The sequence below is a fragment of the Chitinibacter sp. ZOR0017 genome (assembly GCF_000799095.1).
Lineage (GTDB): Bacteria > Pseudomonadota > Gammaproteobacteria > Burkholderiales > Chitinibacteraceae > Chitinibacter > Chitinibacter tainanensis.
Genome location: NZ_JTLG01000034.1, coordinates 86,574 through 111,498 on the forward strand (window position 1 = coordinate 86,574; position 24,925 = coordinate 111,498).

Sequence of the window (24,925 nt, forward strand, 5' to 3'; positions counted from 1 at the left end):
TTAGCAAGAACGAATTTGAATTCATGTCGCGATTGCGCCGTCTTGCATGCCTTCTACCCTGCATAATTTTTTATTTCTTCTCGCCATCGCCGTTCTGACGGTGGTGTTCTGCCGCAAAATCAAACTGCCGCCCATGCTGGGCTACCTGGTGATTGGCATTTTCGTCGGCCCCCATGCGTTGGGCCTGATTGAATCGAGCGAAGAAGCCACCCATCTGGCCGAATACGGCGTGATTTTCCTGATGTTTACGCTGGGGCTGGAATTTAACCTCGCCAAACTCAATGCCATGAAACGCGTGGTGTTTGGCCTGGGTTTATCGCAAGTGATGGGGGTCTTGCTGCTGGTGATGCTGGCGTGCGCCTTCTTTAATCAGCCCTGGCAACTTGGTCTTGCACTGGGGGCGGCCTTGGCGATGTCCTCCACCGCCATGGTGTCCAAGCTCTTGGCCGACCGCAACGAACTTAACGCCCCGCACGGGCAAAATGCCTTTGGGATCTTGCTATTTCAAGATCTGGCAGTCGTGCCCTTCCTGATTATGATCCCGGTACTGGGCAAGCCGGCTGAAGAGCTAGCGGTGGCGATTGGCCTGGCGGCTCTCAAGATCATTTTTGTGCTCACCTTATTGCTGTGGCTGGGGCAAAAACTGATGCGCCCGTGGTTTACACTGGTGGCGCGCCAGCATTCTAGCGAGCTCTTTATGCTCAATATTTTGCTTGTGACGCTGGGGATTGCCTGGCTGACCGAGCTCACCGGTCTTTCTTTAGCGCTGGGCGCATTTCTGGCCGGCATGTTGATTGCCGAAACCGAATACCGCTATCAGGTTGAGGACGATATTCGCCCCTTCCGTGATCTGCTGCTGGGCTTATTTTTTATTACCGTCGGCATGAATCTGGATGCCATGGTGCTGCTCACCCAGTGGCAATTAGTCTTGGCGCTGATTGTCTTCCTAAGCGTGGGGAAAATTGCGCTGATTGCCGGGGTAGCCCGGCTGTTTGGTAATGCGCCGGGCACGGCGTGGCGCACTGGCTTTGCGTTGGGGCAAGGCGGCGAATTTGCCTTTGTACTGCTGGCACTGGCGGCCGGACACGGGATTATTCCAACCGAGATTTTGCAAAGCAGTATCGCGGCCGTGATTATCTCGATGCTGATTACGCCGTTTTTGATCCAGCATTCCGACAAAATTGTCTTGCGGCTGGCGAGTTCGGAATGGATGAATATGGCTGCGAACCTGCACCAGATTGCGGTGCGCAGCATGTCGGCCAACGGGCACGTGATTTTGTGCGGCTACGGGCGCAGCGGCCAATCACTGGGGCGGATTTTGCATTCGGAAGGCATTGCATTTTTTGCCTTGGATTTAGACCCCGAAATGGTGCGCGAAGCCGCCGCTGCGGGTGAATCAGTGGTCTTTGGCGACGCCGCCAAGCGCGAAGTACTGATCGCCGCCGGCCTCATGCGCGCCCGCGCGCTGATCGTGACCTATGCCGACACCCATTCGGCGATGAAAATTCTGGAAGTCGTGCATCAGATGCGGCCGGAATTGCCGGTGATTGTGCGCACGCAAGACGACAGCGATATTGATCTGCTCAAAAACGCCGGCGCGGCCGAAGTAGTGGCCGAGATTATGGAAGGCAGCCTGATGCTGGCCTCGCACACCATGATGTTGCTGGGCGTGCCGCTAAATAAAGTGGTACGGCGCATTCGCGAAGTGCGGGAGGCCCGCTACTCGATGATTCGCGGCTTTTACCGCGGCACTCACGAAGATAACGAAGAAAGCGATCGTCAGCAGGCGCGGCTGCACACGATCCAGCTCACGCAAAATGCCTTTGGCATCGGCCATCAGCTGAAAGAGCTGGATTTTGCCGGCATTGAGGTGGAAGTGCGCAGCATCCGCCGCAAAAACAGCGCGCCGATTGTGCCGGACGATGATTTCCAGCTCAATTCCGGCGATGTGTTGGTGTTGCTGGGTGTGCCGGAAAATCTAGCCAGCGCGGAATCTTTGCTGCTGCAAGGCAAACGCTAAACAGCCACATACCGGCACGGGTATAGACCCACAATCAATACCCAGCAAGAACCGCAAAGATATACCCCAGTTAGACAATAAAAAACGGGAGCCTTGGCTCCCGTTTTGCTATGGCGCCACCTCACTCCAGGCAGGCACCAACAATAGCCACCATTACTGGCGGTTAAACTTCGGCCGTTTACCCACCTCGGCTTTCAGCTCCACCTGCTGCCCATCGCGCACCACCAACACCGGCACGCTTTGTTCGGGTTTCAGCGCCGAAATAATGTCGAGCATCTTGGCGGAATTTGCGACTTCTTTGCCATTGATCGACAGCAGCACGTCGCCCGGGCGGATGCCGGCTTTGGCGGCCGGGCCACTGCGCACCACGCCGGCAATTAGCGCGCCTTTGGCCGTTGGCAACTGGAATGAGGCCGCCAGCTCGGGCGTAACATCCTGCACTTCTACCCCCAGCCAGCCACGGGTCACGCTGCCCTCTTTGATCAGCGCCTCCATGATCTGCTTCACCGTCGTCGCCGGAATGGCAAACCCAATCCCCAACGAGCCGCCGGTTTTCGAGTAGATCGCGGTGTTAATCCCGAGTAGATTTCCGCGCGTATCGACTAAAGCCCCGCCAGAATTGCCCGGATTGATCGCCGCATCGGTCTGGATGAAGTTTTCAAAGGTATTGATCCCCAATTCCGAACGCCCCAGCGCCGAGATGATCCCCATCGTGACGGTCTGGCCGACGCCGAAGGGGTTGCCAATCGCCAATACTACATCGCCGATTTCTACCTTATCGACATCGGCAAAGCTGATGGCCGGCAAATTCGGCAGATCAATTTTAATCACCGCGATATCGGTATCCGGATCGCTACCAATCAGCTTGGCGGTGGCTGTGCGGCCATCGGCCAGCGCTACTTCGATCTGGTCGGCCGCGTCGACTACGTGATTATTGGTCACGATATAGCCTTGCTCGGACACCAACACCCCCGAGCCCAAACTGGATGGGCGCTGCGCGTCCTCCCCTTGCGGCAGGCGATCACCAAAAAAACGGCGAAACAGCGGGTCATTCAGCCAGGGGTTGCGCGAAGGGCGCGCCTGCTGCGAGGTAAAGATATTCACCACCGACGGTTTGGCCTTTTTGGCTGCCAGGCTGTACGAGAGCTCAGCCGGCGCCGAGGCGGGGGCTTGCGACTCTTTCACCGTCACAACCGGGGCCGGCGCCATGTTCGGCATCCGCCATTCAGGTTTAAGCAGCGTGAGCAAGAACCAGATTGCCAGGCCGATCGTGGTGGTTTGTGCGAAAATAAGCCAAAGTTTTTTCATAGTCCGAACTTCTTTATGCCTATCCAACGTCAAGAACTGGAAAATTATATCGGACAACTGCTTGCAGTTGCGCGCTTCAAAGATTACGCCCCCAATGGCTTACAAGTCGAGGGAAATAGCGAAGTGGCCCACATCGCCACGGCGGTTACCGCCTCGGCCGCAGCGATTGATGCGGCGATTGCCTGCGGCGCCGATACCTTGCTGGTGCATCATGGTTATTTCTGGAAAGGTGAAGACCCCACCATTACCCGTACCAAAAAACTGCGTATCGGCAAACTGCTCGAGCATGATTTGAACCTCTTGGCCTATCATTTGCCGCTGGATGCACACCCAGAGCTAGGCAATAACGCACAACTGGCCAAAAAACTGGGGCTGCGCGTAACCGGACAATTTGGCGAGCAGGATTTGGGCCTCTTGGGCGAGCTGCCGGTGCCGATGTCGCTGGAGACACTGAGCCAGCATATTGGGCTGCAACTTCAGCGCCCAGCGCTGGCGTTGGGTGACTCTCGCAAACCGATTCATAAAGTGGCCTGGTGCACGGGCGGCGCACAGAGCTATTTCCGCGAAGCGAGCAATCTGGACATTGATTGCTTTATCACCGGTGAAGCTTCGGAATTTGTCACCCATCTCGCACAGGAAAGCGGCGTGGCCTATATTGCGGCAGGCCATCACGCCACCGAGCGCTTTGGCGTGCAAGCCTTGGGCGAACATCTGGCGACGGAATGGGCACTGCAAGTTACCCATCTTGAATTGGATAATCCGGTATGAGTGTAGTGCGTACGATTTTACTCAGCGCTCGGCTCCTACTAGCGCCACTATTGCTGGCGGCCTGCAGTACCGCGCCCGTTGCCCCCGTAAGCCCACCCAAACCAGCTGCCACGCCGGCGCCGCAGGTGCAAGGGATGGTCATTAGTGGCCGCAGCAGCAAAGCCATCATGGAAGACATTATCCGCTTTCGCCAAAGTAAGGGCATGCAGCTAAAAGTGAGAACGGCGAATGAGCTGGAATTCAGCGCCAAAGTCCCCAAAGCCAATATTCCGACCGAGGCCCGGATGCACTACACCCTGACGCAAACCCAGCAAGGCTGGCTACTTGCGGCGCGCGTCTACCAAATCAGTTATCCATCGACTAAAAATGAGAAGGTCGAAGAAATCACCGCGCATGTGCAAGACAAATTAAACGAAGAATTCGCCCGTTATACCGGCAAGTAACACCGCAAAGTGTACTTTATTTCGTGAATGGCCCGCTAAGACGCCCGAGAAAGCTTTAAGTTCCCGCCTGCTTTCGGGTAGAATTTGGCGGTTTACGATATTGCGTTCCTACAAATCAGGGATTGGGTTATGAGTGAGCAGCAAATAGATAATAGCAAGCGGCGGTTTTTGGTGATCGCCTCCAGCGCAGTGGGCGCAGTGGCGACCGCCGGGGTAGCCACTCCGTTCGTCGCTAGCTTCTTCCCTTCCGAGCGGGCGAAAGCCGCCGGTGCGCCGGTGGAAGTGGATGTCAGCAAGCTGGAAGCTGGCCAGAAAATCACCGTTGAATGGCGTGGTAAGCCAGTTTGGGTGGTGAACCGCACCCCCGAAATGTTGAAAAATCTGGCCAAAAACGATCCTAAGCTGCTCGATCCGAAATCAGAAGCCAGTGATCAGCCTGAATACTGTAAAAACCCAACCCGCTCGATCAAGCCGGAAATCTGGGTGGCCACCGGGGTATGTACGCACCTGGGCTGTTCGCCAACCTTCCGCCCTGATCTGGCCCCAGCTGATCTGGGCCCGGATTGGGTTGGTGGCTTTTATTGCCCCTGTCATGGCTCCAAGTTCGACCTCGCTGGTCGTGTGTTCTCCGGCGTACCAGCGCCAATCAACTTGGTTATCCCGCCGCATAAATACCTTTCCGACACCACCATTCTGGTCGGCGAAGACAAATAAAGAGGCTAGGTCATGAGCAATCAACAGCAAGCATTACCGGAAAAGGTACTGAATTGGGTTGATGAGCGTTTCCCGCTCACCAGCACATTCAAAGCACACGTTTCCGAATATTACGCCCCAAAGAATTTTAACTTCTGGTACTTCTTCGGTTCACTGGCCATGCTGGTTCTGGTTATCCAGATCGTTACCGGCATTTTCCTGACCATGAATTACAAGCCAGATGGCAATCTGATTCCTGGTACTAATATCTCTGTGGCTTTTGCCTCAGTGGAATACATCATGCGGGATGTGGCCGGCGGCTGGATCATCCGCTATATGCACTCCACCGGCGCTTCAATGTTCTTCGTGGTGGTGTACCTGCATATGTTCCGTGGTTTGATTTACGGTTCATACAAAAAGCCACGTGAATTGGTATGGGTATTCGGCACACTGATCTTCCTGATCTTGATGGCTGAAGCCTTCCTGGGTTACCTGCTGCCTTGGGGCCAAATGTCATTCTGGGGTGCACAGGTGATTGTAAATCTGTTCGCTTCTATCCCAGTGATTGGCCCAGATCTGTCAGTGTTGATCCGTGGTGACTTCGTAGTTTCTGATGCCACGCTGAACCGTTTCTTTGCTCTGCACGTGATTGCCGTTCCGCTGGTGCTACTGGGCTTGGTGGTTGCGCACTTGGTGGCACTGCACGAAGTGGGTTCAAACAATCCAGATGGCGTGGAAATCAAGAAAAACAAAGACCCTATCACCCACATTCCAGTGGATGGTATTGCCTTCCACCCTTACTACACCGTGAAAGACGTATTGGGTGTAGCGGTGTTCCTGGCAGTGTTCTGCGGCATTTTGTTCTTTGCACCAGAGATGGGTGGCTTCTTCCTTGAGCATCCGAACTTTGATCCAGCAGACGCGCTGAAAACCCCACCGCACATTGCGCCGGTTTGGTACTTCACGCCGTTCTACGCCATTCTGCGTGCGATCCCATCGTTCTTGGGCACACAAGTTTGGGGTGTATTGGGTATGGGTGCGGCGGTAGTCCTGATCGCCTTCCTGCCATGGCTGGATCGCTCGCCGATCAAATCGGTGCGCTACCGTCCAACTAGCTTCAAAGTCATGCTGGTACTGTTCATTATTGCCTTCATCGGCTTGGGCATTCTCGGTGCGAAACCAGCAACCGATACCCGCACGATCATTTCGCAGATTTTGAGCGTGGTTTACTTCGCGTTCTTCCTGGGCATGCCTTTCTACACCAAAAACGAGAAACCATGTGCACCAGTACCTGAGCGCGTGACATTCTCAACTGGCAAACAAAAAATGATGTTCTTTGTCTACGTGGCGCTGGCTGTTGGCGGTGCGTATCTGTTCGGCAGCTTGGTATAAGGGGAAGGCCATGAAAAAAACAATCACTAGCCTGCTCGCTTTTGCTGCACTGGCATTGGGTGGTAACGCATTAGCTGCTGGCGGCGAAGGCGTCCATCTGGACAAAGCGCCGATTGACCCAAGCAATGCCGAGAGCATTCAGCGTGGTGCGCAAACTTTTGTAAACTACTGTCTTTCATGTCATGGTGCAGCGGTGATGCGTTACAACCGTCTGCAAGATCTGGGCCTGACTGAAGCGCAAATCAAAAGCAATCTGATGTTCACCACCGAAAAAGTGGGTGATCAGATGCGCGTGGCCATGGCTGCGAAAGATGGCAAAGTTTGGTTTGGGGCAACGCCACCTGATCTGAGTCTCATCGCACGCTCACGCGGTGCAGACTGGCTGTACACCTACCTGCGTACTTTCTACCGTGATGACACCCGCCCTACCGGCTGGAACAATCTGGTATTCGACAAAGTCGGTATGCCACACGTACTGTGGGAGCTGCAAGGCGAACAGGTACTGGAAGTGAAAGGCGAAGGTCCACACGCCGAGAAAACCCTGAAACTGGTTAAACCAGGCCTGCTCACCCGTGGTGGTGAAAACGGCCAGTTTGATAACCACGAGTACGATACGCGCGTGGCCGATCTGGTGAATTACCTGTCGTATATGGCCGAGCCAGCGCAGGTGAAACGTGAACAAATCGGTTATGGCGTATTGCTGTTCCTGATCTTGTTCCTGATCCCAGTAAGCTACTTGTTGAAAAAAGAATACTGGCGCGACGTGCACTAAGCACAGCAGCCAGCAAAAAGGGCGGTGATTTCACCGCCCTTTTTTATTGCCTATCCATTGTTGGGCTTAACCACAAAGCGCCCCACTTAAGTATTACATCGTCAGCTGGCCATTGGCTTCTGGCTGCCAAATCACATCGAGTACCGTCACGGTCACTTGCTGGCGGCCCGGGGTCGGCCAATGAATACTCTGCCCTACCGACAAGCCCAGCAGCGCACTGCCCATCGGCGCGGTAATCGCAATCTTGCCAGCATCGCCCGCTGTTTCGTGCGGATAGCACAAAGTGAGCGCAAATTCCTCGCCACTGGGCTGCATCGCAAATTTCACAGTCGAATGCATCGTCACTACCGACGCTGGCATGACCTCTGGGCTGAGCAAGGTGGCCCGCTCCAGCTCTTTTTCCAAAGCGGCCGCACCAGGAAATTGCGCCGCTGGCGTACGGGCAATTAAAGTGGACAGACGCTCATAGTCAAGGGTGGAAACCAGAATCGGGGGTAAATCGGCCTGTTGCATTTTGCCTTCCTTTTTTGCACAACCATCGTATTTCATTAGATCTTTAGCGCAGATGGATGTTCCAAAGCCTGCGTGGTCATATTTACCTTGCGCGCCAATCAAACCTTAAATTTTGATTTAAAAATCATTTACTTAAGCATCTATTTCTGGAGATCGCAGTGCAATAACGGTAAAATGCTGCTGTTAAATTAATCAGCCCGAGGGTTCCCGCCTTATGATGAAGCTTTATTCCGGCACTTCTTGCCCGTTTAGCCACCGCTGCCGCATTGTGCTGTTTGAAAAAGGCATGGATTTTGAAATCCTCGACGTGGATATTCACAGCAAGCCGGAAGATCTGGCGATCATGAATCCGTACAATGAAGTGCCTGTGCTGGTAGAGCGTGATCTGCAGTTGTATGAATCCAACATCATCAATGAATACATCGATGAGCGCTTCCCTCACCCGCAACTGATGCCAGCTGATCCAGTGATGCGCGCCCGCGCCCGCCTGATGCTGTTCAATCTGGAGCGTGAGCTGTTTATCCATGTCAAAACGCTTGAAGACAGCACTGCGAAGAAAGCCCAACTGGAAGCCGCCCGCACCGCCATCCGCGATAATCTGACCCAAATCGCGCCGATCTTCACCAAGCAAAAATACATCCTGGGTGAAGAATTCTCGATGCTGGATGTGGCGATTGCCCCACTGCTGTGGCGCTTTGAGCACTACGGCATCGAAGTTACCAAGGGCCTGATTCCAGTGATGAAATATGCCGAGCGTCTATTTAGCCGTGAAGCGTTTATCGAATCGCTGACCGCCAATGAAAAGGCCATGCGCAAATAAGCAGGCAAGCCCCGGCAACGGGGCTTTTTTTTAGCGGATGCGCATTACAGCAATTTAATGCCAGCCTGATACAATTGATTGAGTACATTTACTTTTGCGGGGCCGACTACGATGCAGACTGTTTCGACCAAACCGTACCTGATTCGCGCGATTCACGAATGGTGTTCCGACCAAGGCTTTACCCCTTATTTGGTGGTGGCCGTGCGCGGCAAAATGCAAGTGCCGATGGAATACGTGAAAAACGGCGAAATCGTGCTGAATATCAGCTACAACGCCTGTCGCAATCTCACCATCGCCAATGATTTCATCAGCTTCTCGGCACGATTTAATGGCATTTCTCGCGATATCGCGATTCCGGTCGGCGCCGTGATTTCCATCTTCTCGCGCGAAAACGGCGAAGGCATGGGCTTTGAATATGAAGGCGATGCACAAGGCGAGCCAGAAAGCGCCCCCGAATCTGGCAGCGAGCCGCCACCGCAAGATCCGCCGCCACGTCCAAGTGGCCGTCCGCAATTGCGGGTGGTGAAATAAGCCGGCATCAATCGCCATAAAAAAACCGCGCCATGCGCGGTTTTTTATTTGCACTACTAGGCTGGCTGTACACAGCCAGCACCACCATTAGGCCTCACCAGCCTCAGCAGCCACTTCATCCTCTGCGGACAACATTGCCCCGGCTTCTTTGGCCGCCGCCCGCTCGGCACTGACGCGCTGCAGCACTGCGGCAAAGAAGGCATCGGTATTGTGCAGATGCGGCATCAACTGCAGATACTGATCGGGCAGTTCGATCGTTACGCGCTCTTTACTGAGCACTTCACGTGCATCCAGCAATTCAAAATCTGGATTTTGCGCCAGAAAGGCTTCCACAATGGCCTGGTTTTCACTTTGCAGGAAACTGCAAGTGGCATACACCAGCCGGCCACCATGCTTCACCAGCCGTGCTGCCGATTGCAAAATACTGCGCTGCTTGGCGTTCAGCTCCTGCACACTCGTGGCGTTCTGGCGCATTTTCAGATCAGGATTGCGGCGCAGTGTGCCCATGCCCGAACACGGCGAATCCACCAGCACCACATCCATTTTACCGGCCAAACGTTTGATCTTTTGATCATTTTCCGAAGCGATCAGCTGCGGATTCACATTCGAGAGACCCGAGCGCGCCAGTCGCGGCTTCAAATTGGCCAAACGTTTTTCCGACACATCAAAGGCATACAGGCGGCCCGTGTTTTGCATCATCGCGCCCAGTAGCAAGGTTTTGCCCCCTGCGCCGGCACAAAAATCCGCCACCATCTGGCCGCGTTTAGCGCCGCACAAAAGCCCGAGCAACTGGCTGCCTTCATCCTGCACTTCCACGCGGCCTTCGATAAAGCATTTGTATTTATTGATAGCAGGCTTACCATCAACGCGCAGGCCCCATGGCGAATACGGGGTTGGCGTGGTATTGATGTCGCCAGCGGCTTTTAATTCGGCCACGACGGCGTCGCGCTTGGCCTTGATGCTATTCACGCGGATATCCAGTGGCGCAGCTTGCAGCATGGCCTGGCCCAGCGCCAGAATTGCGGCCTCATCCTGCCCTTCCGCCACCAGAGTATCCACCAGCCACTGGGGTATAGCCGCACGGACGTTCAGCGGTGCATCTCGCAGCGCCATACCCTTCATTTGGCCGGCGCGGGTTTTGTCCTCATCGGTAAACACTGGCGGCAATTCGCGCACATTCAGGTGCTTGATCCGGGTGAAGTAGGCCAGCAGCAATTCACGCGTGCTGGGCAATTTGCCCGCTTCGCCGCCCGCCAGCCATTCCAACTGCGGCAAATGGCGCAACATGCCAAACACGGTTTCGGCAATGATGGCGCGATCTTTGTGGCCGAGGTCTTTATTCTCGCGAAAATGTCGCGATACCACTGCATCCGCCGGGGCGGTAAAACCTAGCGCGCTATTGAGGATATCCAGCGTGGCCGATAATTGCTTGGGGGTCATATTCACTCTCTTCACCAGCCTGCGGCGCAGGCCTTGTTATTCGTTGGGATACACCTAGCGGCGCAGTCCTTGTTATTTTTTAGGATGTGCCTAGCGGCGCATCCCGGATTTATTCGGGTCAACCCACTCCAGCACCTTCTTGCCGTCCAGAGTTAGATTGTAGGCCGTGAGGTCAAAGCGGCCATATTTTTCGGTATAGATCTGCATCCGTACCGGCAGGTTATGCCAATCGGGGGCTAACCAGAAATCCGCATGATTGGCCTTGTTGTCCGCCGCGAGCAGCACGGCGGTTAGATCTTGTTGGCCAACCCGGATTTGCGCCTCCCCTTTTACTGCAAAGTGCACATCGGGATAGCGCTTTTTACCAGTAAACATCGCCATGCCATACTGGGCCTGTCCACCGCCCATCAAAGCCAGATGCAAGCCCGCTGACATCACATCCTGATCACCAGCTTCAAAAGGCTCGATCGTCACCTGGCCTTTATTGGTAATGGTGGCCTCCATGGTCTCCCAGTTAAACTCCACCGAGTTTTTCGGCTTATCCGGGCCATTGGAAAGATCGGCAAAATACTCCGGCATCACTCCGGCCTTGCCTATGCGGCCACGGCTGACATAGCGAATGCCAACCGGCAGCACTTTTAGCTCCAGATCATAGCGGCCATCGGCCAGTTTCCAGTGCAAAAAGGCATTCATCACCGCATAGCGATATTCAATCAGCACCTCGCGCGGAAAGCGCTTGGCCGCCTGATGATTAATCTGCGTGGCCGCAGTGCTCGCCAAGCTGGCGCGGCTGGCGCCTTGGCTCCTCGCCAGCTTGGCCGGGCGACTGGCCGCTTCACTGGCCACGAGGCTCAACGGCGCACTGGCAGCGCTGCTGGCCAGCACCGCACTGGCCACACTACTGGCCCGACTGGCGCTTAGGGCCGCTAGTGCCGCCACTTGCGAAGCGGATTCCTGCGCTACCTTGCTCGCTACCGTTTTCTTAGCCGCTTGACTGGCCACAGCTTTGAGCGCCGGCGCAGCCTTCTTCACTGGCTGCATAGGCAGCGCTGGGCTAGCAAGATACACCTGCTGTTGCTCGGCCGGTTTCACCTTGCTCGCATTGCTGGTCAGGCTATCATCCAGTGCCTGTGCCTGCAGCTGGCGCTTGGTTTGCTGTACTTTCAGTGGCGGGGCATCATGGTGCAGCCACCAGTCATACAGCGGCTGCGCCAAGAGCGTACCGAGGTGCAACAGCACCGAAGCCAATAAAGCCCAAGCAAGAAACCGTGGCCAGCGCGCCATGCTCTCCCCTTACACCGCCGGCGAACGCAGCGCCTGATCGGCGCGCGCCGGCGTCAGTAAACGCACTTTGCCCGCTTCAATCTGCAGGGCATCGGCTACAAACCAAGCTACGGCTTGCGGGTAAAGCTGATGCTCTTGCACCAAAATGCGCGCCGCTAAACTTTCGGCGGTATCGTTCGCCAGCACCGGCACAGCAGCTTGGGCGATAATCGGGCCATGATCCAGCTCGGCCGTCACAAAATGCACGGTGCAACCGGCGAGCTTCACGCCCTCATCCAGTGCGCGCTGATGGGTGTTCAGGCCGGTAAAGGCCGGCAACAAAGACGGATGCACGTTAATCAGCCGCTGAGCGTAGTGCGCCACAAAACCGGCACTCAAAATGCGCATAAACCCGGCCAGCACGACCAGATCGGGCTCGTAGCTATCAATCAGTAGCGCCAGTGCCTGATCAAAGCTTTCGCGATCAGCAAATTGCTTATGATCCAGCGCCGCGGTGGTAATCCCGCGCTCGGCTGCCCAAGCCAGGCCCGCCGCATCGGGGCGATTAGAGATCACAGCGGCAATCCGTGCGCCGGCGATCTTTGCATTCACAATCGCCTGCATATTGCTGCCGCGGCCAGAAATCAGAATGACTACATTCTTCATGCCATATCCAGTGGGGTATTGCCTTAAAAGGCTTATTATCAAAGAGCTAGCGGGACATACCCCAAGAGGGAAATCATCCCGCACAAAAACAAAGAGCGAGGTCTGCGACCTCGCCCCGGGCTGATGCGCCGTGTCGCTTAAGCTACTTGCGTTTGATGCTCGTCACCAGTGCGGGCACGAATCTGGCCCAACTGGTAAACCGTTTCACCTTCGGCTTGCAACAGCGACGTTGCCGCAGCCGCATCGGCCGCCGCCACAATCACCACCATGCCTACGCCGCAGTTGAAGGTGCGATACATTTCTTGCTGCGCTACATTGCCTTCTGCCTGCAACCACTGGAACAGCTTTGGCATGGTCCAGCTCGCCGCATCGATTTGCGCCACTACGTTCTCAGGCAAAACGCGCGGTACGTTTTCGGTAATGCCGCCGCCCGTAATATGGGCCATGCCTTTGACCGTCAGCGTTTGCATCAGTTTCAACAGCGGCTTCACATAAATGCGTGTTGGCGCCATCACTACGTCCGACAGTGAACGGCCACCATCAAATTCTGCGTTGAAATCAACTTTACCCAAGCTCAGAATCTTGCGAATCAGCGAGTAACCATTGGAATGGGCACCATTAGAGGCCAGCCCCAACACCACATCACCCGGCTGGATTTCGCGGCCGGTGATCACTTTGCTCTTTTCTACCACGCCCACGGCAAAGCCAGCGAGGTCATATTCACCTTCCGGATACATGCCGGGCATTTCGGCGGTTTCACCACCGATCAGCGCACAACCGGCTTGCTCGCAACCGGCGGCAATGCCTTTGATCACTTCGGTCGCGCTTGGTACATCCAGCTTGCCGCAGGCAAAGTAATCGAGGAAGAACAATGGCTCAGCGCCTTGCACCAGAATATCGTTTACGCTCATGCCCACCAGATCGATACCCACGGTATCGTGGCGGTTCAGTTCGAACGCCAGTTTGAGCTTGGTGCCCACACCATCCGTACCAGAAACCAGCACGGGCTCTTGGTATTTCTTGCTGATTTCAACCAAAGCACCAAAACCTCCAATGCCGCCAAGAACTTCAGGGCGCATGGTGCGTTTGGCAAAAGGTTTAATGTTTTCAACCAGCTGGTCACCGGCATCGATGTCAACACCGGCATCGCGGTAGCTCAGACTTTGCTTGAGATTTTGGTCGCTCACGGGAAAGGCCTCGTAGTGGGCGGCGCTGTGCGGTAAAATAAGCGCCAGATCTGCTAAACACGGCATTTTATCGCATTTAGCGCCAAACGACTTCCCCCTTTTCGCACTCCAGAGACTGAAAAACCGGCAAAACCGCCCAGTGGCCCCGATGAAGCAACTGATTCTCGACTTTTTACCCCCAGCTCCGCGCACTTTTGATGATTTTGTGCGCGGCGATAACGCCGAGCTGCTCTTTCAGCTGGGCGAGTGGGCCAATGGTGAGGTGCGGGCGCTGTATATCTGGGGCGAGGCTGATGCAGGCAAAAGCCATCTGCTTGCGGCCAGCGCGGCACGCCTGCCGGCCGGCATGCCGGTGTATCAGGTGAATGCCCGCGAAGAGATGCTGCCGCAAACGCTGGAAAGTCACGCCGCGCTCTTGGTCGATAATGTAGAAAGCCTTGATACCGAGCAGCAGATTACGCTGTTTGATCACTACAATACCCTGCGTGAAGGCACGGGCCGCATCTTGGCCAGCGGCACTTTGCCGCCAATGCTACTGCCCTTGCGCGATGATCTGACCACCCGCCTGGGCTGGGGGTTGGTTTACCAGCTCAAATCACTGTCTGATGATGACAAACTGGGTGCGCTGCAACGCCGCGCGCGGCATCTGGGCTTTGAATTACCGCGCGAGCTGGCCGAGTATTTGCTCAAGCACGTAGATCGCTCGCTACCCAATCTATATGCCCAACTGGAAGCGCTCAACCAATTGGCGCTATCCAAGCAAAAACCAGTCACGCTGCCGTTGCTGCGCGAAAGTTTAAAGGCCAATACCTAGGCAGGTATTGGCCTTAGCGCAAAGCTATTCATCGCTCTCTAGTCTATACCCCTAGGGCATTACCTTCATCAGTACATTCGCCTGCCCGCTCAGCGCCCAACAATCGGTGGTAGCGGTATAGCTATTACTGCTGGAAGCATACGGCGCCGTCGTGGCCGGATCACCATCGCGCACCACGCCGGTATTGGCGTCGCCATCGTCCATTAATTTATCCAGTGAACAGATAAAGCGCATATCGGCATTGGCCGCGCCGGCAAAATCGAGCCAGAGCCCACCCGAGCGATTCCAGACGGTCCAATCCTGCCCCAGCACACTGCGTCGATCCGCGCTTTGCAAGATATTGGTCACATCAATCAGCAACACCCAAAACGCAGCGGCCTCATTGCCGTTTTCAATCTGCCCATTGCGGCTGCCATTACAGGCGGCCACGGTGGCGGGCGTGGCGCTGGGGCAACCATCGCCGGGGTAAAAGCCATATTTTTCGTAAAAAATATTAATGCCGCTGACGATCTTATTGTATTGCGCCTGCATGTTTTTCACTTTGGCGCCATCGATCAGATCTTTGCCCTTAAAGGCCATACCCAAAATCAGCCCGATGATCACCAGCACAATCGCCAGCTCGACCAATGTAAAGCCCTGCTCAGCGCGCTTCATGGCAACACCCGAATCCCGATCGACACTTGGCCAGACAGCGCCCAGCAATCATCGGTGGCGGTGTAGTTTTGCCCAGCGCTGCGCACGATACCGCTGCTATTAACCCCATCATCCATCAAGCGATCCAGCGCACAGACAAAGCGCACATCGGCAGCTGCGGTAGCGGTGCTGGTAAGCGTGAGGTAGTTGGTATTGCTGGCGTAGCCGGTTTGCGTGGTGGCCGCATCCGAAATCACCCAATCCTGACCAAACACACTGCGCACATCCGCACTGGTGAGGATGTTGGTGTTCATCAGCAGGGTCATGGCGGCGGCGCTTTCGGTCGCACCATTAATCAAGCCATTGCGCCCGGTGGCTGGGCACGTCGTCGCGCCGGCCGCAGGGGCCGTCGCACAGCCATCGCCAGGGTATGCGCCGTATTTTTCGTAATAGATATTAAAACCGGCGACGATCTTATTGTATTGCGCCTGCATGTTTTTCACTTTGGCGCCGTCGATCAGGTCTTTACCTTTAAAAGCCATCCCCAGAATCAGCCCAATAATCACCAGCACGATCGCCAGCTCAACCAGGGTAAAACCGGTTTGTCGGGAAGCAGGTTGCATTGCTACTCCTTGCGGGGCACAGCGGGGCTGCGATTTACTCAGTCTAGGCAAGGGCTTGCGCGCATTGCAAGGCCAGCGACATCGTGCTGGCCGCACTTTGCGCACATCAGCGCCGCGATGGCGGCTGAGCTCAGGTATAATCGCGTTTTTGCCTCATTTGACTCAGTGCCGATCATGCAAGAACAGTACGCCCCGCTTTCCGTCGAAGCCGCCACCCAGGCGCATTGGGAATCTACCCGCGCGTTTGAAGTGACCGAAGATACCAGCCGCCCGAAATACTATGCCTGCTCGATGCTGCCCTACCCTTCGGGCAAGCTGCACATGGGTCACGTGCGCAACTACACCATCAACGACATGCTGGCGCGTCATCTGCGGATGAAAGGGTTTAATGTACTGATGCCAATGGGCTGGGATGCGTTTGGTCTGCCAGCGGAAAATGCGGCGATTGCGTATAAAAAATCTCCAGCGGAATGGACTTACGCCAATATCGACGACATGAAGTCGCAAATGAAGCCGCTGGGCTTGGCGTTTGACTGGTCGCGCGAGATCGCCACATGCGATCCGGATTACTACAAGTGGAACCAATGGTTCTTCTTAAAAATGCTGGAAAACGGCACTGCGTACAAAAAAACCCAAATCGTAAACTGGGATCCGGTTGACCAAACCGTACTCGCCAACGAGCAAGTGGTAGATGGTCGCGGCTGGCGTTCGGGCGCGATTGTCGAAAAGCGCGAAATCCCTGGCTACTACTTTGCGATCACTAAATACGCCGATGAGCTACTGAACGACATCGACACGCTGGAAGGCTGGCCGGACATGGTGCGCGCCATGCAGCGCAACTGGATCGGTAAATCGGAAGGCGTGCGTTTCGCGTTCAAACACGACATCAAAGACGCTAACGGCAACTTGGTACAAGACGGCAAACTCTACGTGTTCACCACGCGCGCCGATACCATCATGGGCGTGACTTTCTGTGCCGTGGCGGCCGAGCATCCACTGGCCACCCGCGCAGCAGAATTGAAACCAGAACTGGCCGCCTTTATCGAAGAATGCAAAAAAGGCGGCACTACCGAAGCTGAACTCGCCACCCAAGAGAAAGTGGGTGTATCAACCGGCCTATTCGTGACGCATCCGCTGACTGGCGCACAAGTGGAAGTCTGGATCGGTAACTACGTCTTGATGGGTTACGGTGATGGCGCAGTCATGGCTGTGCCAGCGCACGACGAGCGCGATTTTGCTTTTGCAAAAAAATACAATCTCGCCATCAAACAAGTCATCGCTGTCGAAGGCGAAGAATTCAGCACTGACGCTTGGGCCGAATGGTATGGCGACAAAACCCGTGGCGTAACCGTTAACTCGGGCAAATACGATGGCTTAAGCTACAAAGCCGCGGTTGATGCGGTAGCGGCTGATTTGGCAGCACAAGACGCCGGCGAGAAAAAAACCACCTGGCGTCTGCGCGACTGGGGTATTTCCCGCCAGCGCTACTGGGGCACGCCAATCCCGATTATCCACTGCGATTGCTGCGGCGATGTACCGGTTCCGTACGAGCAACTGCCGGTGGTATTGCCAACCGACTGCATTCCAGACGGCTCGGGCAATCCGCTGAAACACCGTGAAGACTTCCTGAACGTTGATTGCCCGAAATGCGGCGCGCCTGCGAAACGCGAAACCGACACGATGGATACCTTCGTTGATTCGAGCTGGTATTTCATGCGCTATTGCGACCCGAAAGTTGGCGACGCGATGGTGGGCGACGGCACCGCTTACTGGATGGGCGCGGCAGGTGAATCTGCTGGCGGCATGGACCAATACATCGGCGGCATTGAACACGCAGTCTTGCACTTGCTGTACGCACGTTTCTGGACCAAAGCGATGCGCGATGCTGGCCTGATCAATTTTGGCGAGCCATTTAAAAACCTGTTTACCCAAGGCATGTTGCTGCGCGATTGCTACTATCGCGAAGACGCAAGCGGCAAAAAACGCTGGTTCTACCCAGCCGAAGTGCAAGTTCAGCACGACGACAAGGGTCGCCCGATTGCGGCGATTGCGGTAGAAGACGGTCAGCCGGTGATCATGGGCGGCATCGAGAAGATGTCGAAATCGAAAAACAACGTCGTTGAACCGAAAGACATTATCGAGAAATTTGGCGCCGATACCGCGCGTCTGTTCACGATGTTTGCGGGCCCGCCAGAGCAAAGCGCGGCGTGGTCGGATAGCGGTGTGGAAGGTGCGTACCGCTACCTGCGTCGCCTGTGGGGGTATGGCTTTAAACACTTTGAGGTTATTCAGTCTGCAGCCGATACCCTGCAAGGTATTGATCTGAGCAAAGACGACAAAGCACTGCGCTTTGAAGTGCATAGCACCCTCAAACAAATCAACCTCGACTACGAACGTCTGCAGTACAACACAGTGGTTTCGGGCGTGATGAAGTTGCTGAATGCGCTGGAAGGCTACAAGGGTAACAATGCGGCAGTCGTACGCGAATGCTTTGGCATTTTGCTCCGCGCGATTTACCCGGCCGCGCCGCACATTGCGCATACGCTGTGGAATGAACTCAACTACGGTGGCGAAATCGCGACGGCAGCATGGCCTGAGCCAGCAGCCGATGCGTTGACGCAAGATGAAATCAAGCTGATGGTGCAAATTAACGGCAAGCTGCGCGGTGAAATCCACGTTGCTGCCGACGCCAGCAAAGACGTCATCGAGGCGGCCGCACTTGCCGAAGAGCAGGTGCAAAAACACCTCGCCGGCGCCGCACCGAAGAAAGTTATCATCGTACCAGGCCGCCTGGTGAATATTGTTGCTTAAGCCCCCCACAGGACACCGCCATGACCCTTACCCTGCGCACCTTATTGCTCACCTTGCTCAGCACCTTGCTGGTAGCATGTGGCTTTCATTTGCGCGGGCAAGGGCCGGCGGCCAAACTGAGCTTTACCACCGCGCAGGTAGTGGGTGAAGGCGCCGCCAGCCATGAGCTCACGCGGCAATTCCAGCTGATGCAAATCACCGTAACCCGCAACCAGCCGGAATTAAGCGTGCAAATTCTGAACGAAAGTGCCGATCGCCAGGTACTAAGCGTCAACAATTCGGGGCAGGTATCGGAATATCGCCTGTTCTACCGCGTGCGCTTTAGTGCCAACCAAAAGGGCGAGCCGCTGCTCGATGATGTGCCACTGACCTTGCAGCGCAATATCAGCTGGGATGAAAACAGCGTCCTGTCGAAAGAAAGCGAAGAAGCACGGCTGTATAAAGAAATGCAGCGTGATGCCGCCGCCCAGATCGTGCGCCGGATTGCCGCAGCGGCAAAAGCTCAACAGGCCAAAGCCGCCAGCACGGCCAGCGCTGCGGGGCAATAATGCGCCCGGATGAACTGGGCAAAGCATTGCAGCGGGGCCTAGCCCCGCTGTATGTCATTCATGGTGATGAATCTTTGCTGGCGCTAGAAGCCGCACAAGCCATTCGCGATGCCGCACGCACCGCCGGCTATCACGAGCGCGAAGTGCTCACCGTTGAAAACGCCGCACACTTTCAATGGAGCCAGCTCAGTACCAGCAGCGCAAGCATGTCGCTGTTTGCCGAATTGCGCCTGCTTGAGCTGCGCATTCCCAATGGCAAACCCGGAGCCGAGGGGGGTAAAGCGCTAGAAGCCTTTGCCAGCAATCTATCCAGCGACATACTTACCATTATCACCTTACCCAAGCTCGACAAAACCGCGCTCAACAGTAAATGGATGCAGGCTTTGGCCAAGGCCGGCGTAGTGGTTGAGGCCAAGGCCATAGAGCGCCAGCAGCTGCCCGACTGGATACGCCAACGCCTACAGCAACAAGGTCAATCTTTAAGCGCCAGCGCGATGGATTGGCTGGTGGATCGGGTAGAAGGTAATTTGCTGGCTGCGCACCAAGAAATCCAGAAGCTTGGCCTGCTACATCCAAAGGGCGAATTACAGCTCGCCGAGCTGGAAGCCGCCGTTGCCAATGTCGCCCGTTATGATGTGTTTAGCTTGGGTGAAGCCGTGCTAACCGGTGATGCCCAGCGGGTCTGCCATATGCTCGATGGCCTGCGCGCTGAAGGCGAGTCCCCCGTTTTAGTCTTATGGGCGCTAGCGGAAGAAACCCGCACTTTGTATAAATTTGCGCAAGGTCGTTCGCGCGGCGTGCCCGCCGCTCAGCTCACCAAAGAGCTGCGCATTTGGGGCATTAAACAACGTCTCATCGAAGGCGCCGCCAGCCGCGTAAACGCCAAACGATTGAAAGCCGCCCTGCAGCTGGCCCGCCAGCTTGATGCTTTAATCAAAGGCATCGGTGAGGGCGATGTCTGGGCCGAACTCAATCGCCTTGCCCTCCTTCTGATCAACCCGCAACTTGCACCCCGTGGCCTATGAAAGAACAGATCCTCGTTAATATCACCCCACAAGAAACCCGTGTCGCCACCATTGAAGATGGTGTCGTGCAGGATATTCATATCGAGCGCACCGCACATCGCGGCCTGGTGGGGAATATTTATCTGGGTCTGGTGAAGCGGGTGTTGCCTGGTATGCAAAGCGCGTTTATCGAAATCGGCCTTGAGCGTGCCGCATTTTTGCATATTGCCGATGTGATTGAACAACGCCAACATCCGAATGAGCCGCAGCGCATCGAGCGTATTCTGCACGAAGGCCAAGCCGTGATGGTGCAAGTGATCAAAGACCCCATCGGCAGCAAAGGCGCCCGCCTCTCAACGCAAATCAGCATCGCCGGGCGTTTTTTGGTATTTCTGCCGCAAGATAATCACATCGGAATTTCGCAGCGAATTGGCGATGACGCAGAACGGGATCAGCTGCGCAAGCGCCTTGAAGCCATGTTGCCCGAACAGCATGGCGGCTACATCATCCGCACCAATGCCGATCACGCCAGCAATGAAGAATTGCAAGCTGATATCGATTATCTAAATCTGATTTGGGCCGATATCCGCCAAAGCAGCCAAACCAAACCGGCCCGCTCGCTGTTATTTCAGGATTTATCGCTACAACTGCGCGTACTGCGCGATATGGTGACCGACAATATCGAAACGGTGCACGTTGATAGCCGCGAAAATTTCGCGCGCATGACACAATTCGCCGAACGCTTCGTGGTCGACGTGCTACCGAAAATTCAGCATTACAGCGGTGATCGGCCCTTATTTGAATTGTATGGCGTAGAAGCCGAAATTGAACGCGCCTTAAGCCGCCGCGTAAATTTAAAATTTGGTGGCTATTTGATCATCGATCAAACCGAAGCAATGACCACTATTGATGTAAATACCGGCGGCTTTGTCGGCACGCGCTCGTTTGATGACACCATCTTCAAAACCAATCTGGAAGCCACGCAAGTCATCGCCCGGCAGCTGCGCCTGCGCAATTTAGGTGGCATTATCATCGTCGATTTCATCGACATGGATAATGAAAATCACAAAGCTGCGGTGCTGGATGAATTGAAAAAAGCGCTCGAACGCGATCGCACCAAAATTACCGTCAGCCAATTTACGAGCTTGGGGCTCGTGGAAATCACCCGTAAACGCACGCGCGAATCACTAGCGCACGTCCTCTGCGAGTCCTGCCCAACCTGTCAAGGCCGTGGCGAAGTGAAAACCCCACAAACAATCTGTTATGAGATTTTGCGCGAAATTTTGCGCGAAGCACGACAGTTCAACGCCAGCGAATACCGCATTTTGGCTGCGCAGTCGGTGATTGATATGTTTTTAGATGAGGAATCTGCGAACCTGGCGCAGTTAGTGGACTTCATCGGTAAGCCGATCTACCTGCAGGTAGAGTCGGCTTACTCGCAAGAGCAATTTGATGTGGTACTAGTTTGATCGGTTAACCGGCTTCAACGCTATTGCCAGCAGCCCCTAGAATCAGAGGGTATTTTCCGAAAGCAATATTCTATAAGGACTGCAAGGCGATACCCTAACTATTAATGCTCGGCAAACTCACACAAGTGATCGCGTACAGCTTGATCTGGTTTAAAACCAGAGACGCATTGCTGCAAAATTTCGATGATTTTACGTGAGTCATTATTTGAGCACGCGATCGCTAATTCGGCAGTGACTTGCTCCAATGCATCCATTGTCAAGGACCCCTCATTAGCTTTCATAATCCGCGGATGTTCTGTCCCGCTAACATTGTCACCAATCAGCAATTCTTCATAGAGTTTTTCACCGGGACGCAAACCGGTAAATTCAATCGCGATATCACCGTTTGGATTGCTTTCGTCTTTGACCCGGTAACCACTCAAGTGAATCATACGGCGAGCTAAGTCAACAATTTTGACCGGCTGCCCCATATCCAGTACAAAGACCTCGCCATTGCCCCCCATTGCTCCGGCTTGAATTACGAGCTGGGATGCTTCTGGAATAGTCATAAAAAAACGATTAATTTCGGGGTGAGTGACTTTAACCGGTCCACCAGCGGCAATCTGCTTACGAAATAGGGGTACAACCGAGCCACTCGAGCCCAACACATTACCAAAACGTACCATACTGAAGCGCGTTTTAACCGTGGGGTCTTGGGCATATGCCTGCAATGCAAGCTCGGCCATTCGTTTGCTTGCACCCATCACATTAGTCGGACGTACGGCCTTATCCGTGGAAATCAGTACAAAAGATTCGACACCAGCTTCAATAGCCGCGGCTGCAGCTGAGCGAGTGCCGAACGCATTATTCAAAATGCCCTCTGTGATATTGAACTCAACCAATGGCACATGCTTGTATGCGGCTGCATGATAGACAGTCTGGACTTCATAACGGGCCATAATTGCGGCTAAACGCATACCGTTTTGAACTGAGCCCAAAACAGGGTGGATTGCAACATTAAGACCTAGTTCACGTACAATCTGGCTTAACTCTTGTTCAATTGAATAAAGAGCGAATTCTGATAGCTCATACAGGATTAAAGCAGTGGGTTGATTACGAATAATTTGGCGACAAAGCTCTGAGCCTATAGAGCCCCCCGCTCCAGTTACCATTACAGTCTTACTAGTAATGTTACGAGCAAGTAACTCTTGATTGGGTGGGACAGGCTCTCTACCTAGTAATTCATCAACACCGACTTCACGAGCATCAGTTAGACGTACTTCACCACTGATTAGATCCGCCATACCGGGAAGAATTCGAACCTCAACAGCAAGGGGTTCTAGCTGGTTGACTAATTGAATTTGCCTAGAACGTGGTGCAGATGGAATTGCTAGCAATACTTGATCTACCAATCCTGCATCAATTTTTTCAACCATTTGGCGGTTTGTAATTACTCTTAAACCACTAATTAACAGGCCATGTAACTCTAAAGAATCATCAACAAAGCCAACCGGAACATATTCTTGACCAGTTTTCAATGCGGTAGCTAACTGGCGGCCAGCACTACCAGCACCATAAATTAACACAGATTTGCACTGCGTAGCCAATGGCGCCATGTGTCGTAAAAAAGCACGAGCCACAAAACGACTTGTAATTATGATTGCCAGGGATAGAAACCAAAAAATGACCAAAGATCCACGTGGAACACCACTTACTTGCAACAAATGCAAAGTAGTAATAAAACCAAAAACAGCCAAAGAAACAGCACTTGCAATTGTAATAACTGCCCTATCTTCGATATAGCGAATTACAGCACGATATAATCCAAAACGAATAAATATAGGCGCCGCAATGATTGAAGGAAGAATAAAAATCCACCAATCAAACTGCCGAGGATAACCCCAATCGTCCAGACGCAAAGCTATTGCAGCCCATAGAGCTACTGGCAATAGCGAAAAATCAACAGCAAGTATAATTAGACTTTTTGCTGTACGTGGCAAAAGAGACAACCGACGAATCATGGAAAATAACCAATCAAATGGATGCTTGCTGCAGCACGAGTTCTAAAGCATCGCAAACGGATTTCATATCAGCATCAGTCAATGTGGGATGGACTAAAAACATTAAACTAGTATCACCAAGATTCTGTGCATTAGGCAAACGCTTCGCTGGACGCCAAGGAGTACCGTCAAAAGCCTTCTCTAAGTACACTTCAGAACAGGACCCTTGGTAGCAAGGAATACCCAATGTTGCAAGTGAATCGATGATGCGATCACGTGTCCAACCGTCTTTTAACTTAGTAGGTTCAACAAATAAATAATGCTTATACTGCGCATGCTCTATATAAGCAGGAATTTCTGGCAAACGAATACATGCAAATCGCTTGGCTACTTGATCAATTTTTGCCGCATTAAGCTGACGTTTTTGTGTCCATTCTTGCATACATTGGAGCTGTATACGCCCAATGACTGCCTGAATCTCCATCATGCGCCAGTTTGTACCAAACGTATCATGCAACCAACGAAAACCAGGAGGATGCTGTCTATCATAAACGGCATCCCAAGATTTTCCATGGTCTTTATAAGACCACATCTTGCGCCAAAGCTGTTCATTATTCGTTGTTACCATTCCGCCCTCACCGCCAGTGGACATAATTTTATCTTGGCAGAAAGACCAAGCAGCAACATCTCCAATTGAACCGACTGGACGGCCTTTATATTTTGCGCCATGTGCTTGAGCACAATCTTCAATTATAAAAATTGATTTTTCACGCACGAGAGCCAAGATGTCATCCATTTCGCATGGCCAGCCAGCTAGATGAACACAAATAATTGCTTTAGTGTTGTCCGTAAGAACAGCAGCAATACTTTCCGCAGTAATATTTTGGCTGTTGAGGTCAACGTCAGCAAAGATGGGATTAGCACCTGCCGTTACAATACAACTTGCCGAAGCTAAAAATGTACGAGAGGTTACAATAACATCATCGCCAGGACCAATACCAAGAGCCTTGAGAGCGACATCTAACGCTAAAGTCCCATTAGATAAAGCGACTGCATATTTTGCTTCACACCATGCGCTGAATTCTTTTTCAAATAGTCGAGACTCTGAACCAGTCCAATAATTAACCTTACCTGACTTCAGAACTTCAGTTACGGCCATGATTTCAGCATCTGAAAAGGAAGGCCAAGGAGCGAGTTTAGTATTAAGCATAAAAGTATATTATCAAAA

At 53.8% G+C, this 24,925-nt stretch carries 23 protein-coding genes; 13 read left to right on the forward strand and 10 right to left on the reverse strand.

Annotated elements, in window-relative coordinates; genetic code table 11:
- Positions 1-46 precede the first annotated feature (46 nt).
- On the forward strand, positions 47-2,020 hold the full coding sequence (locus L991_RS11515) for a monovalent cation:proton antiporter family protein (protein WP_047395491.1): 1,974 nt from the start codon (positions 47-49) through the stop codon (positions 2,018-2,020).
- A gap of 153 nt (positions 2,021-2,173) precedes the next feature.
- Here the strand turns inward: L991_RS11515 and L991_RS11520 are convergent, their stop codons facing one another.
- Complete coding sequence (locus L991_RS11520) at positions 2,174-3,328, reverse strand: Do family serine endopeptidase (RefSeq protein WP_028448725.1); 1,155 nt, start codon at positions 3,326-3,328, stop codon at positions 2,174-2,176.
- Positions 3,329-3,343: 15 nt separating this feature from the next.
- Between L991_RS11520 and L991_RS11525 the strand changes: the two genes are divergently transcribed.
- From L991_RS11525 to L991_RS11545, 5 genes are all read left to right on the forward strand, one after another.
- On the forward strand, positions 3,344-4,096 hold the full coding sequence (locus tag L991_RS11525) for a Nif3-like dinuclear metal center hexameric protein (RefSeq protein WP_197053873.1): 753 nt from the start codon (positions 3,344-3,346) through the stop codon (positions 4,094-4,096).
- Positions 4,093-4,539, forward strand: a complete 447-nt coding sequence (locus L991_RS11530) for a hypothetical protein (protein ID WP_047395494.1) — start codon at positions 4,093-4,095, stop codon at positions 4,537-4,539. Before L991_RS11525 ends, L991_RS11530 begins: the two co-directional genes overlap by 4 nt.
- 129 nt (positions 4,540-4,668) lie before the next feature.
- Positions 4,669-5,253, forward strand: coding sequence for a ubiquinol-cytochrome c reductase iron-sulfur subunit (gene petA / locus L991_RS11535; RefSeq protein WP_028448722.1), 585 nt, complete (start codon positions 4,669-4,671; stop codon positions 5,251-5,253).
- A gap of 12 nt (positions 5,254-5,265) precedes the next feature.
- Positions 5,266-6,624 (forward strand): cytochrome bc complex cytochrome b subunit, encoded by a 1,359-nt coding sequence (locus L991_RS11540; RefSeq protein WP_047395496.1) that lies wholly within the window; start codon positions 5,266-5,268, stop codon positions 6,622-6,624.
- A 10-nt stretch (positions 6,625-6,634) separates the two neighbouring features.
- The gene (locus L991_RS11545) at positions 6,635-7,396 is read left to right on the forward strand and encodes a cytochrome c1 (RefSeq protein ID WP_047395500.1); all 762 of its coding nucleotides are present in this window, start codon (positions 6,635-6,637) and stop codon (positions 7,394-7,396) included.
- 93 nt (positions 7,397-7,489) lie between these two features.
- Here the strand turns inward: L991_RS11545 and rnk are convergent, their stop codons facing one another.
- Entirely contained in the window at positions 7,490-7,909 is a 420-nt protein-coding gene (rnk, locus tag L991_RS11550; protein ID WP_047395705.1) for a nucleoside diphosphate kinase regulator, read from the reverse strand.
- A 214-nt stretch (positions 7,910-8,123) separates the two neighbouring features.
- Here rnk and L991_RS11555 point away from each other — a divergent pair, with 214 nt between their 5' ends.
- Both L991_RS11555 and L991_RS11560 read left to right on the forward strand, forming a co-directional pair.
- Positions 8,124-8,729, forward strand: coding sequence for a glutathione S-transferase N-terminal domain-containing protein (locus tag L991_RS11555; protein ID WP_028448718.1), 606 nt, complete (start codon positions 8,124-8,126; stop codon positions 8,727-8,729).
- Positions 8,730-8,840: 111 nt separating this feature from the next.
- Positions 8,841-9,260 carry a ClpXP protease specificity-enhancing factor gene (locus L991_RS11560; protein ID WP_028448717.1) on the forward strand — a complete coding sequence of 140 codons (420 nt, stop codon included), beginning with the start codon at positions 8,841-8,843 and terminating at the stop codon, positions 9,258-9,260.
- An 87-nt stretch (positions 9,261-9,347) separates the two neighbouring features.
- On the opposite strand, the gene L991_RS11565 is transcribed toward L991_RS11560, so the two are convergent.
- The 4 genes from L991_RS11565 to purM form a co-directional block, all read right to left on the reverse strand.
- The gene (locus tag L991_RS11565; protein WP_081986645.1) at positions 9,348-10,700 is read right to left on the reverse strand and encodes an RsmB/NOP family class I SAM-dependent RNA methyltransferase; all 1,353 of its coding nucleotides are present in this window, start codon (positions 10,698-10,700) and stop codon (positions 9,348-9,350) included.
- 90 nt (positions 10,701-10,790) lie between these two features.
- Entirely contained in the window at positions 10,791-11,984 is a 1,194-nt protein-coding gene (locus L991_RS11570) for a DUF3108 domain-containing protein (RefSeq protein ID WP_047395508.1), read from the reverse strand.
- 9 nt (positions 11,985-11,993) lie between these two features.
- Complete coding sequence (gene purN, locus L991_RS11575; protein WP_047395511.1) at positions 11,994-12,629, reverse strand: phosphoribosylglycinamide formyltransferase; 636 nt, start codon at positions 12,627-12,629, stop codon at positions 11,994-11,996.
- A gap of 137 nt (positions 12,630-12,766) precedes the next feature.
- The gene (purM, locus tag L991_RS11580; RefSeq protein ID WP_081986646.1) at positions 12,767-13,882 is read right to left on the reverse strand and encodes a phosphoribosylformylglycinamidine cyclo-ligase; all 1,116 of its coding nucleotides are present in this window, start codon (positions 13,880-13,882) and stop codon (positions 12,767-12,769) included.
- 82 nt (positions 13,883-13,964) lie between these two features.
- Between purM and hda the strand changes: the two genes are divergently transcribed.
- Positions 13,965-14,630, forward strand: a complete 666-nt coding sequence (hda, locus tag L991_RS11585) for a DnaA regulatory inactivator Hda (RefSeq protein ID WP_047395514.1) — start codon at positions 13,965-13,967, stop codon at positions 14,628-14,630.
- Between the two features lie 51 nt (positions 14,631-14,681).
- On the opposite strand, the gene L991_RS16585 is transcribed toward hda, so the two are convergent.
- Together L991_RS16585 and L991_RS16590 are read right to left on the reverse strand one after the other, a co-directional pair.
- Positions 14,682-15,284 (reverse strand): type II secretion system protein, encoded by a 603-nt coding sequence (locus L991_RS16585; RefSeq protein WP_052190834.1) that lies wholly within the window; start codon positions 15,282-15,284, stop codon positions 14,682-14,684.
- Positions 15,281-15,886 (reverse strand): type II secretion system protein, encoded by a 606-nt coding sequence (locus tag L991_RS16590; protein WP_051258665.1) that lies wholly within the window; start codon positions 15,884-15,886, stop codon positions 15,281-15,283. Before L991_RS16590 ends, L991_RS16585 begins: the two co-directional genes overlap by 4 nt.
- A 174-nt stretch (positions 15,887-16,060) precedes the next feature.
- On the opposite strand from L991_RS16590, the gene leuS reads away from it, so the two are divergent.
- From leuS to rng, 4 genes are read left to right on the forward strand one after another with little or no spacing between them, the layout of a single operon-like run.
- Positions 16,061-18,697, forward strand: coding sequence for a leucine--tRNA ligase (gene leuS / locus L991_RS11600; RefSeq protein WP_047395721.1), 2,637 nt, complete (start codon positions 16,061-16,063; stop codon positions 18,695-18,697).
- A 20-nt stretch (positions 18,698-18,717) separates the two neighbouring features.
- The gene (gene lptE, locus L991_RS11605; RefSeq protein WP_047395517.1) at positions 18,718-19,245 is read left to right on the forward strand and encodes an LPS assembly lipoprotein LptE; all 528 of its coding nucleotides are present in this window, start codon (positions 18,718-18,720) and stop codon (positions 19,243-19,245) included.
- Positions 19,245-20,270 (forward strand): DNA polymerase III subunit delta, encoded by a 1,026-nt coding sequence (gene holA / locus L991_RS11610; protein ID WP_047395520.1) that lies wholly within the window; start codon positions 19,245-19,247, stop codon positions 20,268-20,270. Before lptE ends, holA begins: the two co-directional genes overlap by 1 nt.
- Positions 20,267-21,718 (forward strand): ribonuclease G, encoded by a 1,452-nt coding sequence (gene rng, locus L991_RS11615; protein WP_047395523.1) that lies wholly within the window; start codon positions 20,267-20,269, stop codon positions 21,716-21,718. The genes holA and rng overlap by 4 nt, the downstream gene beginning before the upstream one ends.
- 101 nt (positions 21,719-21,819) lie before the next feature.
- Here the strand turns inward: rng and L991_RS11620 are convergent, their stop codons facing one another.
- Both L991_RS11620 and L991_RS11625 read right to left on the reverse strand, forming a co-directional pair.
- Positions 21,820-23,718 carry a nucleoside-diphosphate sugar epimerase/dehydratase gene (locus L991_RS11620; protein ID WP_047395526.1) on the reverse strand — a complete coding sequence of 633 codons (1,899 nt, stop codon included), beginning with the start codon at positions 23,716-23,718 and terminating at the stop codon, positions 21,820-21,822.
- A gap of 13 nt (positions 23,719-23,731) precedes the next feature.
- A complete protein-coding gene (locus L991_RS11625) occupies positions 23,732-24,907 on the reverse strand; it encodes a DegT/DnrJ/EryC1/StrS aminotransferase family protein (RefSeq protein ID WP_047395530.1) in 1,176 nt (391 codons plus the stop codon).
- Between the last annotated feature and the right edge of the window lie 18 nt (positions 24,908-24,925).

Coding starts and splice junctions, on each gene's coding strand:
- L991_RS11515 (WP_047395491.1), top strand. CDS start 47: ATGCCTTCTACCCTGCATAATTTTTTATTTCTTCTCGCCATCGCCGTT.
- L991_RS11520 (WP_028448725.1), bottom strand. CDS start 3,328: ATGAAAAAACTTTGGCTTATTTTCGCACAAACCACCACGATCGGCCTG.
- L991_RS11525 (WP_197053873.1), top strand. CDS start 3,344: ATGCCTATCCAACGTCAAGAACTGGAAAATTATATCGGACAACTGCTT.
- L991_RS11530 (WP_047395494.1), top strand. CDS start 4,093: ATGAGTGTAGTGCGTACGATTTTACTCAGCGCTCGGCTCCTACTAGCG.
- petA (WP_028448722.1), top strand. CDS start 4,669: ATGAGTGAGCAGCAAATAGATAATAGCAAGCGGCGGTTTTTGGTGATC.
- L991_RS11540 (WP_047395496.1), top strand. CDS start 5,266: ATGAGCAATCAACAGCAAGCATTACCGGAAAAGGTACTGAATTGGGTT.
- L991_RS11545 (WP_047395500.1), top strand. CDS start 6,635: ATGAAAAAAACAATCACTAGCCTGCTCGCTTTTGCTGCACTGGCATTG.
- rnk (WP_047395705.1), bottom strand. CDS start 7,909: ATGCAACAGGCCGATTTACCCCCGATTCTGGTTTCCACCCTTGACTAT.
- L991_RS11555 (WP_028448718.1), top strand. CDS start 8,124: ATGATGAAGCTTTATTCCGGCACTTCTTGCCCGTTTAGCCACCGCTGC.
- L991_RS11560 (WP_028448717.1), top strand. CDS start 8,841: ATGCAGACTGTTTCGACCAAACCGTACCTGATTCGCGCGATTCACGAA.
- L991_RS11565 (WP_081986645.1), bottom strand. CDS start 10,700: ATGACCCCCAAGCAATTATCGGCCACGCTGGATATCCTCAATAGCGCG.
- L991_RS11570 (WP_047395508.1), bottom strand. CDS start 11,984: ATGGCGCGCTGGCCACGGTTTCTTGCTTGGGCTTTATTGGCTTCGGTG.
- purN (WP_047395511.1), bottom strand. CDS start 12,629: ATGAAGAATGTAGTCATTCTGATTTCTGGCCGCGGCAGCAATATGCAG.
- purM (WP_081986646.1), bottom strand. CDS start 13,882: ATGCCGTGTTTAGCAGATCTGGCGCTTATTTTACCGCACAGCGCCGCC.
- hda (WP_047395514.1), top strand. CDS start 13,965: ATGAAGCAACTGATTCTCGACTTTTTACCCCCAGCTCCGCGCACTTTT.
- L991_RS16585 (WP_052190834.1), bottom strand. CDS start 15,284: ATGAAGCGCGCTGAGCAGGGCTTTACATTGGTCGAGCTGGCGATTGTG.
- L991_RS16590 (WP_051258665.1), bottom strand. CDS start 15,886: ATGCAACCTGCTTCCCGACAAACCGGTTTTACCCTGGTTGAGCTGGCG.
- leuS (WP_047395721.1), top strand. CDS start 16,061: ATGCAAGAACAGTACGCCCCGCTTTCCGTCGAAGCCGCCACCCAGGCG.
- lptE (WP_047395517.1), top strand. CDS start 18,718: ATGACCCTTACCCTGCGCACCTTATTGCTCACCTTGCTCAGCACCTTG.
- holA (WP_047395520.1), top strand. CDS start 19,245: ATGCGCCCGGATGAACTGGGCAAAGCATTGCAGCGGGGCCTAGCCCCG.
- rng (WP_047395523.1), top strand. CDS start 20,267: ATGAAAGAACAGATCCTCGTTAATATCACCCCACAAGAAACCCGTGTC.
- L991_RS11620 (WP_047395526.1), bottom strand. CDS start 23,718: ATGATTCGTCGGTTGTCTCTTTTGCCACGTACAGCAAAAAGTCTAATT.
- L991_RS11625 (WP_047395530.1), bottom strand. CDS start 24,907: ATGCTTAATACTAAACTCGCTCCTTGGCCTTCCTTTTCAGATGCTGAA.